Source organism: Halorubrum ezzemoulense DSM 17463, assembly GCF_002114285.1.
Taxonomy (GTDB): Archaea; Halobacteriota; Halobacteria; order Halobacteriales; family Haloferacaceae; genus Halorubrum; species Halorubrum ezzemoulense.
In genome coordinates this window covers 1-13339 of record NZ_NEDJ01000014.1, presented here as the reverse complement: position 1 = coordinate 13339, position 13339 = coordinate 1, and the positions used below count along the sequence as shown (strand labels likewise).

At 69.3% G+C, this 13339-nt stretch carries 12 protein-coding genes; 8 read left to right on the top strand and 4 right to left on the bottom strand.

The window, feature by feature from the left end; all coding sequences use genetic code 11:
* The first annotated feature begins 93 nt into the window (after positions 1–93).
* From B9H04_RS05910 to B9H04_RS05895, 4 genes are all read left to right on the top strand, one after another.
* Positions 94–513 (top strand): cobalamin B12-binding domain-containing protein, encoded by a 420-nt coding sequence (locus tag B9H04_RS05910; protein WP_049931484.1) that lies wholly within the window; start codon positions 94–96, stop codon positions 511–513.
* Positions 514–1689 carry a methylmalonyl Co-A mutase-associated GTPase MeaB gene (gene meaB, locus B9H04_RS05905; RefSeq protein ID WP_085682533.1) on the top strand — a complete coding sequence of 392 codons (1176 nt, stop codon included), beginning with the start codon at positions 514–516 and terminating at the stop codon, positions 1687–1689.
* A gap of 90 nt (positions 1690–1779) precedes the next feature.
* Positions 1780–2733 carry an alpha/beta fold hydrolase gene (locus B9H04_RS05900; protein ID WP_049931486.1) on the top strand — a complete coding sequence of 318 codons (954 nt, stop codon included), beginning with the start codon at positions 1780–1782 and terminating at the stop codon, positions 2731–2733.
* Positions 2734–2811: 78 nt separating this feature from the next.
* Positions 2812–3570 carry a response regulator gene (locus B9H04_RS05895; RefSeq protein WP_049931487.1) on the top strand — a complete coding sequence of 253 codons (759 nt, stop codon included), beginning with the start codon at positions 2812–2814 and terminating at the stop codon, positions 3568–3570.
* Between the two features lie 30 nt (positions 3571–3600).
* Here B9H04_RS05895 and B9H04_RS05890 read toward each other — a convergent pair whose 3' ends face one another.
* Positions 3601–4119, bottom strand: a complete 519-nt coding sequence (locus tag B9H04_RS05890) for a DUF4442 domain-containing protein (RefSeq protein ID WP_085682532.1) — start codon at positions 4117–4119, stop codon at positions 3601–3603.
* 456 nt (positions 4120–4575) lie between these two features.
* Between B9H04_RS05890 and ncsA the strand changes: the two genes are divergently transcribed.
* Positions 4576–5568 (top strand): tRNA 2-thiolation protein NcsA, encoded by a 993-nt coding sequence (gene ncsA, locus B9H04_RS05885; RefSeq protein ID WP_049931489.1) that lies wholly within the window; start codon positions 4576–4578, stop codon positions 5566–5568.
* A gap of 66 nt (positions 5569–5634) precedes the next feature.
* Here ncsA and ftsZ read toward each other — a convergent pair whose 3' ends face one another.
* The 3 genes from ftsZ to B9H04_RS05870 all read right to left on the bottom strand — a co-directional run bounded on the left by ftsZ (position 5635) and on the right by B9H04_RS05870 (position 7922).
* On the bottom strand, positions 5635–6885 hold the full coding sequence (gene ftsZ, locus B9H04_RS05880; protein ID WP_049931490.1) for a cell division protein FtsZ: 1251 nt from the start codon (positions 6883–6885) through the stop codon (positions 5635–5637).
* A 4-nt stretch (positions 6886–6889) separates the two neighbouring features.
* A complete protein-coding gene (locus B9H04_RS05875) occupies positions 6890–7069 on the bottom strand; it encodes a ribbon-helix-helix domain-containing protein (protein ID WP_006111915.1) in 180 nt (59 codons plus the stop codon).
* Between the two features lie 214 nt (positions 7070–7283).
* Complete coding sequence (locus B9H04_RS05870) at positions 7284–7922, bottom strand: double zinc ribbon domain-containing protein (protein WP_049931491.1); 639 nt, start codon at positions 7920–7922, stop codon at positions 7284–7286.
* Between the two features lie 178 nt (positions 7923–8100).
* Here B9H04_RS05870 and B9H04_RS05865 point away from each other — a divergent pair, with 178 nt between their 5' ends.
* From B9H04_RS05865 to B9H04_RS05855, 3 genes are read left to right on the top strand one after another with little or no spacing between them, the layout of a single operon-like run.
* Positions 8101–8583: a DUF7518 family protein gene (locus tag B9H04_RS05865; RefSeq protein WP_049931492.1), complete on the top strand. Its 483-nt coding sequence runs from the start codon at positions 8101–8103 to the stop codon at positions 8581–8583.
* 18 nt (positions 8584–8601) lie between these two features.
* A complete protein-coding gene (gene smc, locus B9H04_RS05860; protein ID WP_085682531.1) occupies positions 8602–12183 on the top strand; it encodes a chromosome segregation protein SMC in 3582 nt (1193 codons plus the stop codon).
* The gene (locus tag B9H04_RS05855) at positions 12176–13162 is read left to right on the top strand and encodes a segregation and condensation protein A (protein WP_085682530.1); all 987 of its coding nucleotides are present in this window, start codon (positions 12176–12178) and stop codon (positions 13160–13162) included. The genes smc and B9H04_RS05855 overlap by 8 nt, the downstream gene beginning before the upstream one ends.
* The last annotated feature ends 177 nt before the right edge of the window (positions 13163–13339 follow it).

The window sequence follows — 13339 nt, the reverse complement described above, 5'->3', positions numbered from 1 at the left end:
CGTCGGTGGCGGATCCGGATCGGAGGGGGTCCCCCGCTCGGACCTTCCCTATCTTCCGTTAGAATCAAGCGGGCACGTGACCCACCATGGGGCATGAGTGCCGAACAGCAGGAGCGGGCCGTCCGGTGTCTGGTCGCGAAGGTGGGGCTCGACGGCCACGACCGGGGCGCACACGTGATCGCGCGGGCGTTCCGCGACGCCGGCTTCGAGGTCGTCTACTCCGGGCTCCACCGGGCGCCCGAGGACATCGTTCAGGCGGCGGTTCAGGAGGACGTGGACGTGCTCGGCATCTCGATTCTCTCGGGCGCGCACAACACCTTGGTCCCGAAGGTGATCGAGGGGCTCGAGGAGTACGACGCGTTCGACGACACCCTCGTCCTCGTCGGCGGGATCATTCCGGACGAGGACGAGGACGACCTGAAGGAGCTCGGCGTCGCCGAGGTGTTCGGCCCCGGGACGCCGATGGAGGAGACGATCGAGTTCATCCGGAACAACGTTCCGGAGCGCGCGTAGATGGCCGGGCCGGACGCATCCGCAGTCGCCGACGCGCCGACGCTCTCCGAGGCGGACGCCGCGCTCGTCGAGGACCTCCTCGCGGGGAGCCACCGCGCCCTCGCCCGCGTGATCACCAAGATCGAGAACCGGACGCCGGGCTACCGGGCGATCGTCTCCGCGCTCCACGAGCACACCGGCGGCGCGGACGTGGTCGGGATCACGGGCTCACCCGGCGCCGGGAAGTCGACGCTCGTCGACAAGCTCGCCGCCGCCTACCGCGAGCGCGGCGACACGGTCGGCGTGATCGCGGTCGACCCCTCTTCGCCGTACACCGGCGGCGCCGTCCTCGGCGACCGTATCCGGATGGGGTCGAACGTCGGCGACATGGACGTGTTCTTCCGGTCGATGAGCGCGCGCGGTCAGCTCGGGGGACTCTCGACGGCGACCGCGGACGCCGTGAAGGCGCTCGACGCCTTCGGGAAGGACTTGGTCGTGTTAGAGACCGTCGGCGCCGGACAGAACGAGGTGGACGTGGTCCGCACGGCCGACACGGTCGCGGTGCTCGTCCAGCCCGGCTCCGGCGACGACGTCCAGACGCTGAAGGCCGGCATCCTCGAGATCGGCGACGTGTTCGTCGTCAACAAGGCTGACATGGACGGCGCACAGCGGACCGTCGCCGAGCTAGAGGAGATGGTCCACCGCCGCGAGGGCGGTACGACCGGACGCGACGCCGGCCACCACGGCGCGACCTCGACGGCCCCGACCGGCGCCGGGGGCTCGTCGTCCGATCACGGCGACGGCGACCGCGCGGGTGGGTCCGGACACAGCGGGTCCGATCCGCACGCGGGCGATTCCGACGGGTCGTGGACGCCCGACGTGTTAGAGACCGTCGCGAACACCGGCGAGGGCGTGGCGGCGCTGATCGAGACGTTCGACGCGCACGCGGCCTACCTCCGGGAGTCCGGTCGGATCGCGGCGACGGAGCGGCGCCGGTACGCCGAGGAGATCCGCACGCTCGTGCGGGCGGCCGTGGGGTCGCTCGCGACCGCCGAGATCGAACGGCACGGCGGGATCGACCGGCTCGCGGAGCGCGTCCGCGACCGGGAGACGGACCCGTACGCGGTCGCCGAGGCGATCGTCGGTCCGATCGCCGACTGCGTCGACGAGGCCGCGGACGGCGACGCCGGCGACTGACGGGCGGTTCCCCGAACGCCCGGCCCGCTCCGAGGGGCGGCGTTCCGCCGCGTCCCACGAGTATAAGTCGCCAGCGAACCAACAGTTTGTATGAAGCTCAGGAACCTCCTCGGCGGCGCCGTCCTCGGCGTCGGCGCGCTCGCCGCGCTCAACACCGGCCTCCGCTACGAGGGCGAACTGGAGCCCCCGCTCGACGGCGACGACGGCCTCTTCCGCTGGCGCGGGATGGATGTCGCGTACACCGAGGCGGGCGATCCGGACGACCCCGACCTCGTGTTGCTCCACGGGATCAACGCCGCCGGTTCCTCCGGCGAGTGGCGCGCGGTGTTCGACGACCTGGCCGACGAGTACCACGTCGTCGCGCCCGACTTCCCGGGGTACGACCGCTCCGACCGGCCGCCGCTCCGGTACTCCGCGGCGCTGTACGAGGACTTCGTTCACGACTTCCTCGCCGAGTTCGACGAGCCCGCGGTCGTCGCCTCCTCGCTGTCGGCGGCGTACGCGGCCGCCGCGGTCGACGACGGCGACGCGGACGGCGGGGTCGAGCTGAGCGGCTTCCTCGCCGTCTGTCCCACCGCGACCGCGGGGCCGAGTCCGGCGAAGGGGTGGCTCCGCGAACTGCTCCGCGCGCCGCTCGTCGGCCGGGCGCTGTTCAACGCCATCACGGCGAAGCCGTCGATACGGTACTTCAACGCCGACCACGGCTACGACGACCCGGCGAACCCGAGCGCGGAGTGGACCGACTACGAGTGGCGCACGACCCACGTCGAGAACGCGCGCTTCGCACCCGCGTCGTTCGTCTCCGGGACGCTCAACAGCGAGATCGACCTCGCGGCCGCGCTCGCCGACCTCGACGTGCCCCCGACGATCGTCTGGGGCCGAGAGGCGACCGTGAGCCCCCTGACGGACGGCCGCGAACTCGCGGACGCGGCCGACGCGCGCCTCGTCGTCTTCGACCGCGCGCGGCTGCTCCCGCACGTCGAACACCCCGACCGCTTCGTCGAGACGGTCGAGGAGGCGCTCGTCGCCGGCGCGACCGCGTAACGACCGGTCTCGTCCGCGATTCTCAGCCCTGAATATCGAACGGTCACGGATAAGTACGCCACTCCCCGAGGACTCGCAATGACGGACACGTTTCGCCTCCTGTGCGTCGACGACGAACCGGGGCTGGCCCGGCTCGTGGCGACGCACCTCGAACGAGACGACGACCTCGGCTGCGAGACGGCGGCCGAGACGGACCCCCGCGAGGCGCTCCGCCGCGTCGAGCGCGAGTCGTTCGACTGCGTCGTCAGCGACTACGACATGCCCGGCCTCACCGGCGTCGAACTGCTCTCGGCGGCGCGCGAGGCCGAGCCGGAGCTCCCGTTCCTGCTGTTCTCGGCGACCGGTCCCGACGAGATCGCGGCCGAGATGGTCCGCGCAGGCGTCAGCGACTACGTCTCGAAACACGGCGGTGCGGACGGTTACACCGCACTGCTCCGCCGCGTCAAACGCGCCGAGGCGGGCGAGCGCGGGCGCCTCGACGCCGGCTTCGACGACGGCCGTCCCTCGGACGTCGCGCTCGACGGCGTCTGTACCGTGGGACCGGACGGCACCTTCGAGTTCGTCGGCGAGGAGTACGGCGAGCTGTACGGGTACGACCCCGAGGAGCTCGAAGGTGAGCCGTGGCAGCGGCTCCACCCCGCCGACGAAGTCGAGCACATCCGCACCCACATCATCCCGGCCGTGACCGGCGGCGAGCGGTGGAGCGGGACGAGCACGGGGCTCCGGGCGGACGGCAGCCGGTTCGCCGAGTCGAAGATGGTGAGCACCACCGCGGACGACCGGCTGGTCATCTCGGTGTCGCCGCTCGACGCCGTCGGACGCGCCGCCGACGACTGAGCCGACCCGCCGCCGGCTCGCGACGGCTCCTCACTCGTCGCGGCGGACGTACAGCGTCTTCTCGCAGGCCGCGTGGACCCCCCCGTCCTCGTCGACGAGCGAGACGAGGTACTCGCGGTCGGTCGACTCGCCCGGGTCGAGTTCCTCGCGGATCGCCTCGGTTTCGTTGGACGGCAGTTCGAACTCCGCGTACAGCGTGTCGCGACCCGGCTCGATGAACTCCAGCGCCGCCGACTTGTCCCACACGGTGAACCCGTCGCCGAGGACGCGGCGGAGCATCATCATGTACACCGGGTCGATCGCGGCGTAGATACTGCCGCCAAAGATTGTGCCGACCGCGTTCCGGGTGCGCCAGTTCAGCGGAACCCGAATCCGGACGTACCGCCACCCGGCGGCGATGTGGTCGACGCGCGCCCCGGTCCCCCGGTACGCGGGCAGGAGGTTGAACCCGTACCGCCAGAGCCGGGGGCGGCGGCTCTCCGCCGGCGGGTCCTCGCGAAGCGGTCGCGGGTCGGGATCGCGGTCGGCCCCGGTCGGGGAATCGGTCACGCCGATTCGGGGGGTTCCGCCGACAAACCGGTGTCGGAACCGGCGACAACGCGTCCGGGGTTTCACAGAGGAACAGGGAGGAATCCCACGGCTTCAGTCGTGGATCACTGGCGTCTAACACGCGTTTACGCGGATCTCAACGGCGAGTGCCTGCGAGCGGCCGACAGGCCGCGAGGAGCACGCCCGAGGGACGCCGCGAACGCCCGCGGGGCGTGAGCGGGAGCGAGGCGCGACGCGCCTCTGGCAGCCGGCGACGAGGCTGGGGAGGCGTGAGGTGCGGGGCCTCGCGGCTGGGGCCTCGGAGGCGGTTTCGACCAATCCGTGTTCCGCCACTCCCGAGCGAACGGTCGGGCTCTCGGAATCGTTTGCGCCGGCGTCGCCGCCGCCCCGTCTCACTACTCTCTTCGCGTAGCTGGCCCGAAACGGGTATCCCCGCGCGACCGCAACCCGACACCGATGGAGTGCGACAAGTGCGGGGCCGACGCGATCCACCACGCCGCCTACTCCGGGGCGCACCTCTGCGGCCAACACCTCCGGCAGTCGGTCGAGAAGCGCGTGAAGCGTCGGGTCCGCGAGGATGGCCTCCTCGACCCGGACGCGACCCCCGACGACCCCGACCGCTGGGTGATCGGCCTCTCCGGCGGGAAAGACAGCGTCGCCCTGACGACGATCCTGGACGACGTGTTCGGGAAGGACCCCCGCGTGGAGATGCTCGCCTTAACGATCCACGAGGGGATCGAGGGGTACCGCGACGCGAGCGTGGACGCCTGCGTGGAGCTGGCCGACGACCTCTCCATGCGCCACGAACTCGTGTCTTACGAGGAGGAGTTCGACGTGCGGATGGACGACGTGGTCGAAGACGACCCCGAGAATATGGCGGCCTGCGCGTACTGCGGCGTGTTCCGCCGCGACCTGCTGGAGAACTACGCCGCCGAGTTCGACGCGGACAAGCTTCTCACCGGACACAACCTCGACGACGAGGCGCAGACCGCCATGATGAACTTCCTCGAAGGCGACGTGCGGCAGGTCGCGAAACACTTCGACGCCTCGCTCGGGCCCTTCGACGAGCGCGGGGACACCGACGCGTTCGTCCCGCGTGCCAAGCCGCTCCGCGACGTGCCCGAAAAGGAGATCGCGCTGTACTGCCACGTCCGCGACCTCCCCACGCACATGGCGGAGTGCCCCCACGCCGAGGAGGCGTACCGCGGCGAGATCCAGTCGACGATCCACGCCTTAGAGGAGAACCACCCCGGCGCGCGCCACTCGATCATGGCCGGCTACGAGGAACTGTCCGCGCTGGCGGCCGACGCCTACCGCGGGGACGGCGAGAAGGGAGACGACGCCGACGGCGAGAGCTCCGCCCTCCGCGAGTGCGAGCGCTGCGGCTCGCAGACGAGTCGCGACGTCTGTCGGAAGTGCCGGCTGCTAGAATCGATCGAAGCCGTCTGAGCGCGGAAGACGCGCGCCGGCGCGTCGGAAAAAGTCGACCGCGGTCGATCCCCGGACGACCGAGGGTCAGCGGATGACGTCGAGTCCGTTGTTCTTCTCGATCTGGTCGCTGCCGCCGTCGGACTCCCAGCCGCGGTCGGTGCCGCCGGAGACCGCCGGCTCGCCCCTGTTGCCCGCGCCGCCTGCGCCGCCCGCACCGCCTGCTGCCTCGTTCGCCTCGGCGGCCCGGGAGCGCGAGTCGCCGAGGTCGTCGGCGTTGACCGCCGCCCGTGACTTGTCGGCCTGCTTCTGGGTGGAGGGGCCGAGTACCTGCGCGCTCTGGACGCCCGTCATGATCGCCATGACGCGCACCTTCCCCTTGTACTCCTCCTGGATGCGTGCGCCCCAGATCACGTTGGCGCTCGCCTCCAGCCGCTCGGTGATGTTGTTCGCGATTCCCTCGGCCTCCTTCAGCGTGAGGTCCGGGCCGCCAGTGATGTGGACGAGCCCGCCGGAGGCGCCGCGGTAGTCGACGTCGAGCAGCGGGTGGTTCATCGCGTCGTTGACCACCTCTTGGGTCTTGTTCTTGTCCTGCGTCTCGCCGACGAGCATGACCGCGACGCCGCCTTGGTTCATGATCGTCGACATGTCCGCGTAGTCGAGGTTGATGAGGCTCGGTTGGGTGATCGTCTCGGAGATCCCCTTCACCGTCTCCGCGATGATCTGGTCCATCACGGAGAACGCCTTCCCGATCGGCAGGTTCGGGACGTAATCGAGCAGGCGGTTGTTGTCGAGGACGATGATCGAGTCGGCCTCGTTCCGGAGGTCTTCGAGCCCCTCTTCGGCTTTCACCGTGCGGGCGCGCTCGACGTTGAACGGGGTCGACACCATCCCGACGACGATGGCGCCCTGCTCTTTGGCGATCTTCGAGACGACGGGCGCCGCGCCGGTGCCCGTGCCGCCGCCCATGCCGGCGGTGACGAAGACGAGGTCCGCGTCGCCGAGCACCTCTTTGATCGTCCCCTGCGCCATCTCCGTGGCGCGCTCGCCCATCTTGGGGTCGCCGCCGGCACCGAGCCCCTGCGTGAGCGACTTGCCCACGAGGATCTTGGTGTCGGCCTCGATCATCTTGAGGTGCTGTTTGTCCGTGTTGATGGCGACGGTGTCGGCGCCGTCGACGCCGATGTTGTACAGCCGGTTGACCGTGTTGTTCCCGGCGCCGCCGGCACCGACGATGACGATCCGGGGGTCCCCGAACTCGTCGTCGTCCATGTCGACGTCCATGTCGCGTTTCTCCGCTTCCGCGTTGTCGAGGGCGTCCTGAACGAGATCTTGCATCAGTTTACACCTTCGCCCAGCTGCGGTTGCGGCCGCGCTCGTCGCGCTCGCCGTCCTGTTCGTTCAACATGTCTCGGACGGCCGACCGGATCGCCTCGCTCCGGTTCGGGAACTCGCCCGTTTCCACCATCTGTTCGACCTCGTCGATCTGCTGTTTCGGGATTCGTAGTGTCACACGCTCCATTGTATTCCCCCGGTAAGACGGCGAACACGCGACGCGTGTGTCTTACAGTCCGGAGCCGCCCGGGCAGGGGGCCGTGCCCCGAGCCGGACGCCCGTTGTAAGACGACCGTCTTACGCAACTCAAATCACCGAGGCTACCAATATAAAACTATCGGACGTTGTAAGACAGACCGCTGAGTCGGTCGATTTCGACGGATTTGAGCGCTTACAACCTGTTACCTGTCTTTCAATACGTCTGCGGCCGGGGTCCGCCGACCGCAGCCAGGGCAGAACGCCCAGTCCGTCCGGATCTCGTCACCGCACTCGCAGAACGCTCTGTGCGACTGCTTTTCTCCGCAGTTCGGGCAGTACACGTGCTCTCGCGGGACGACCTCGCCGCAGCCACCGCAAGCACTTTCGCCCGTCTGCGCCTCACGGTTCCGGGCACCGACGCTATCCTCCGTCTTACGTCCGCCCGAGTCCGCCGCCTCGGCCGTCTCACGCGCCACACTGACGGCCTCCGCCGGCTCGCTCGACCCGGCTGACGGCGCGTCGAGCGTGACGTTTACGTTGACGTCGCCGGCGCCGCCGGCGCCGCCGGGCGCGTACGCGGGTAGACCGGCGCCGTCCGCCGAGCCGAGCCGCTCGTCGAACGCCGCGTCGAGCCGCTCCGCGATCAGCTCGTCGACGCGGTCCGCGAGGGCGTCGTCGACGCTCCCGGCCGCGGCGTCGGACGCGTCGGACGCGCCGTCCTCCGCGTCGACCTCGTCGAGGTGCGTCCGGAGCGCCTCCCGCATTACCTCGCTCTTGGAGGCGTCACACGCTTCCAGCCGGTCGACGAGGTCGTCGTCCGCCCGGAAGGTGATCTTGCTCATACCGGACTCGTACCGCCGGTCGGTACAAGTATCTTCCCCCGTTGTCTGACACGTTTACCGAATCCGAAATGTTTGGCCGAACGTCGATACGCCGCGGCGTTCGCCCCCGATCGTGGTATTTGGTCACACATGTGTCTGACGCAGATTTATACGCGTCGCGCGAGCATGCGTGAATATAATGAGTAACCGCGTCGAGGACCTCGAACGGCAGGTCGCGGAGCTACAGGCGGCGGTCAACGGGCTCACCGAGGAGCTCGTCGAGATGAAGGAACGCGTCCGACAGCTCGAAGACGAGCGGTCGGTCGCGGTCGAGGCCGACGCCGCCGGCCCGGCGGCCGGCGCCGAGGCGAGTGCGTCCGACGCCGAGCCCGCGGCCGATCGCTCGGCGGGAGACGACCCCGCGGCCGAGGAGGCCGGGGACGACTCGGCGTCCGGCGGCGAGCGGACGACCCACTCCGACGACCACGTCGACGTCTTCGAGTCCGTCGAGGAGTCGTCCGACGGGGCGGACGCGGCCAGCGCGGACGCCGCGAGCGACGGTGAGGACGTCATCGTGCCCGAGCAGTCGGCGACGACGCCCGACGCCGACGCGGCGGCCGAGGAGCCCGCCGAGGACGACGAGGGCGAGTCGAGCGAGGGCGACGACATCATCGTCGCGTAACCGGTCGCCTCCGACCACATGCACATCACTGAAGTCGTTCTGGACGGGTTCAAGAGCTTCGGGCGAACGACGAGGATCCCCTTCTACGAGGACTTCACGGTCGTCACCGGCCCGAACGGCTCGGGGAAGTCGAACATCATCGACGGCGTGCTGTTCGCGCTCGGCCTCGCCCGCACTCGCGGGATCCGCGCCAAGAAGCTCACCGACCTCATCTACAACCCCGGCCACGACGACGGCGAGGCCGCCGACGGGCCGAACGAGGCCTCGGTGACGGTGGTTCTCTCCAACGAGGACGGGACCCTCGACCGGTCGCAGGTCGTCTCCGCGGCCGGCACGGAGAACGTCGGCGACGTCTCCGAGATCACGATCAAGCGGCGCGTCAAGGAGACCGAGGACAACTACTACTCGTACTACTACCTCAACGGCCGTTCGGTGAACCTCTCGGACGTTCAGGATCTGCTCGCGGCCGCGGGCGTGACGCCGGAGGGGTACAACGTCGTCATGCAGGGTGACGTCACCGAGATCATCAACATGACCCCCTACCAGCGGCGGGGAATAATCGACGAGATCGCGGGCGTCGCCGAGTTCGACGAAAAGAAGGAGGCCGCCTACGAGGAGCTCGACACCGTCGAGGACCGCATCGGCGAGGCGGACCTCCGGATCGGCGAGAAGGAGGACCGGCTCGACCGGCTCTCCGACGAGCGCGAGACCGCCCTCCAGTACCAGGAGCTCCGCGACGAGTTAGAGGAGTACCGCGGGTTCCGCAAGGCCTCCGAGCTGGAGGAGAAGCGCGACGCGCTCGCGACCGTCGAGGCCGACATCGACGAGGCCGAGGCGGACCTCGGTGAGCTCCGCGCGGAACTCGACGCCAGACAGGGGAAGCTCACCCGGCTGGAGGAGGACCTCGAAGACCTCAACCACGAGATCGAGACGAAGGGCGAAGACGAGCAGATCGAGATCCGCTCGGAGATCGAGGAGATCAAAGGCGGGATCTCGCGGCTGGAAGACAGGATCGAGTCGGCGGAGTCGCGCGCCGAGTCCGCCGAGAACGACCGCCGGCAGGCGTTCGTCCAGATCGACCGCAAGGAGGAGACAATCGAGGAGTTGGAAGGCGAGATCCGCGAGACGAAAGTGGAGAAGGCGGCGGTGAAATCGGAGTTGGCGACGAAGCGCTCCGAGTTGGCCGACGTCGAGGCGGAGATCGAGGGTGCCGACACCGAGTTCGACGAGCTGAAGGCCGAGCTGTCGGAGAAGAAGGAGGCGATCGAGTCGCTCCGCGAGGAAAAAAACGAGACGCAACGTGAGAAAGACCGGCTGCTCGACGAGGCCCGCCGCCGCTCGAACGCGGTGAGCGAGGCTCGCGAGGAGCTGGAGGAGGCCCGGGAGTCGCTCCCGGAACACAAAGCGCGGATCTCCGAGCTGAAAGGGGAGCTCGACAAGGCCGAGAAGAATCAGGCGACCATCGAGGACGCGGTCGCCGACCTGTTCGCCGAGAAGGCGGAAGCAGAGGAGCGCCTCGAGGCGATCGAGGACACCCTCCGCGAGAAGCAGAACGAGTACGCCAAGCTGGAGGCGGCGGCCGACCAGCGCGGCGACGCCTCGTGGCCCCGGGCGGTCACCGAGGTGAAGAACGGCGGCATCGACGGCGTCCACGGCGCGGTCGGCGAACTCGCCTCTGTCGAAGCCCACTACGCCGAAGCCTGCGAGACCGCGGCCGGCGGGCGGCTGGCGAACGTCGTCGTCGACGACGACGGTGTCGGCTCGACCTGTATCGACTACCTCAAGCGGCGCAACGCGGGGCGGGCGACGTTCCTCCCCGTCACGGAGATGGACGACCGGAGCCTGCCGCGGAAACCCTCGCTGCCGGGCGTCGTCGATTTCGCGCGGAACCTCGTCGACTACGACGCCGAGTACGAGTCGATCTTCTCGTACGTGCTCGGCTCGACGCTCGTCGTCGAGGACATGGCGACCGCCCGCGATCTGATGGGCGACTACCGGATGGTCACCCTCGACGGCGACCTCGTCGAGAAGTCGGGCGCGATGACCGGCGGCTCCGGCGGCGGCTCCCGCTACTCGTTCACGAAGTCCGGCGGCGGCAAGATCGAACGGCTCGCGACGGAGATCTCGGAACTCGAAGACGAGCGCCGGTCGGTCCAGTCCGAGATCGACGCGCTCGACGACGACATCGAGGACGCGCGCGACCGGAAGGCCGACGCGGCCGAGCGCGTCCGGTCGCTGGAGGCGGACGTCGAGCGCGCAGAAGACGACCTCGCGGAGGCGGAAGCCCGGATCGAGGAGCTAGAGGCCGAACTGGAGGAGCTGGAGGCGGAACGCGAGTCGGTCGACGCGGAAATGACCGCGTTAGACGAGGAGCTGGCGGAGACGGACGCGGAGATCGACGAGCTCGCGGCCGAGATCGACGAGATCGAGGCCGAACTCGCCGACTCGAAGATCCCCGAGCTCTCCGAGCGCGCCGACGAGATCCGCGCCGAGATCGGCGACCTCGACGACCGCATGAGCTCGCTCGACGGCCGGATCAACGAACTGGAGTTAGAGAAGGGGTACGCCGAGGACGCGCTCGACGACCTCCACGACGACGTCGAGGAGGCCCAAAACGCGAAGGCGGAGGCCGAGGAGGCGATCGCCGACCACGAGGCGGCGATCGAGGAGAGGGAGGCGGAGCTCGAAGCGAAGAAGGAGGCGATCGCCGACCTCGAAGAAGAGCTCTCGGCGCTGAAAAGCGACCGCGAGGAACTCCGCGAGGAGATCCGCGAGGCGACGCAGGCGCGCGACGAGCAGCGGTCGCTCGTCGCCGAGGCCGAGTCGGACCTGTCGGACCTCACCGACCGCCGCGACCGCTTGGAGTGGGAGATCGACGAGTTAGAGTCGCAGGTCGGCGCCTACGAGGCCGACGAGATCCCCGACCTCGACGAGGTCGAGTCGCGGATCGAGGAGCTGGAGACCGAGATGGAGGCGTTAGAGCCGGTGAACATGCTCGCGATCGACGAGTACGAGGAGGTCGAGGCCGCGCTCGACGAGCTCCGGGAGCGCCGGGACGTGCTCGTCGAGGAGCGCGACGCCATCGAGGAACGCATCGAGGGGTACGAGGCGGCGAAGAAGGAGACGTTCATGGAGACGTTCGAGTCGATCAACGACCACTTCGAGGACATCTTCGCGCGCCTCTCGGCCGGGACGGGGGAGCTCGTCTTGGAGAACCCCGAGGACCCGTTCGAGGAGGGGCTGACGATGAAGGCCCAGCCCGCGGACAAGCCGGTCCAGCGGCTCGATGCGATGAGCGGCGGGGAGAAGTCGCTCACCGCCCTGTCCTTCATCTTCGCCGTTCAGCGCCACAACCCCGCGCCGTTCTACGCGCTCGACGAGATCGACGCCTTCCTCGACGCCGTCAACGCCGAGCGCGTCGGCGAGATGATAGAGGAGCTGGCCGAGGAGGCGCAGTTCGTCGTCGTCGGCCACCGCGCGGCGCTGTTGGAGCGCTCAGACCGCGCCATCGGCGTCACGATGCAGGGCGACAACCTCTCGGCGGTGACCGGGATGCAGTTCGGCGACGACGCCGACGAGGAGGTGAGTGCGGATGACTGAGAAGGGCGACGGGGCCGCCGGCGGCGTCCCGGACCTCGACCTGACGAGCGACCGCGACGGCGCGGCCCCGTTCACGGACGACGCGTCCGGAGACGAGGCGGAGTCGACCGGCGCGCCCGATTTGGACGTGCCCGACGTCTCACCGTCGGACGTGCCCGATGTCGCACCGCCGGACGAGACCGACGACGACGAGGTCGAGCCAGTCGAGCTCCTCGTCCAGCTCGCCGAGGAGGGCGAGATCGAACCGTGGGACATCGACATCGTCCAAGTGACGGACGCCTTCTTGGAGAAGCTCGACGAGACGGACCTCCGAACGACCGGCCGGGCGCTGTTCTACGCCAGCGTCCTCCTCCGGATGAAAAGCGACGGCATGCTGGCGGACGACGACGAGGACGAGGAGCCGGAGCCAGAGCCGTGGGAGGTCGCGATGGAGGGCGGCGCGCCCGACCCGGCCGCCGACGGGTTCGACCCGGTCGACAAGCTGGAGGCCGAGATCGACCGCCGGCTCGACCGGAAGAACACTCGCGGGTCGCCGGAGACGCTCGACGAGCTCGTGCGGGAGCTGCGCGAGGCCGAGCGCGGCTCGTGGTGGAAGGACTCCCGGGAGTACGACACCTCGGAGTCGCCGCACGGCCACGCCCGCGGCACGCAGACGCTCGACTACCGCGCCGGCGACGAGTTCCGGCAGGACGGCGAGCCGACCGCGGGCGAGGCGACCGACCGCACCCACGACGAGGACATCGAGGAGGTGATCGGGGAGATCGACAGCGTCCTTCGGACGCACTTCGACCGCGGGCGCACGGAAGTGCTGTTCGCGGAGATCGAGAGCGCCGGCGGCCGCCCGTTCATGACGTACCTCGCGCTGCTGTTCATGGCCCACCGCGGCTCGGTCCGCCTCCAGCAGGACGACCTGTTCGGCGATCTCTGGGTGAAGGACCCGTCTGCGATGACCGCCGAGTCGGAAGCGATCGCGGACTAATACGTTTCTAGGGAGGGAACCGTCCCCAGTGATGTCGCCGTTCTGTAGTGAATAGCTGCCCGCCAATCGGCGGCGAACGCCTCCGAAGCCCCAGCCGTGAGGCGGGCAGACGCTCTCTGCGCTCCTCGTCGCTCGTTTCACTCGCTCCTGCGGTGCTTACGTCCGTCCCTTATCCAC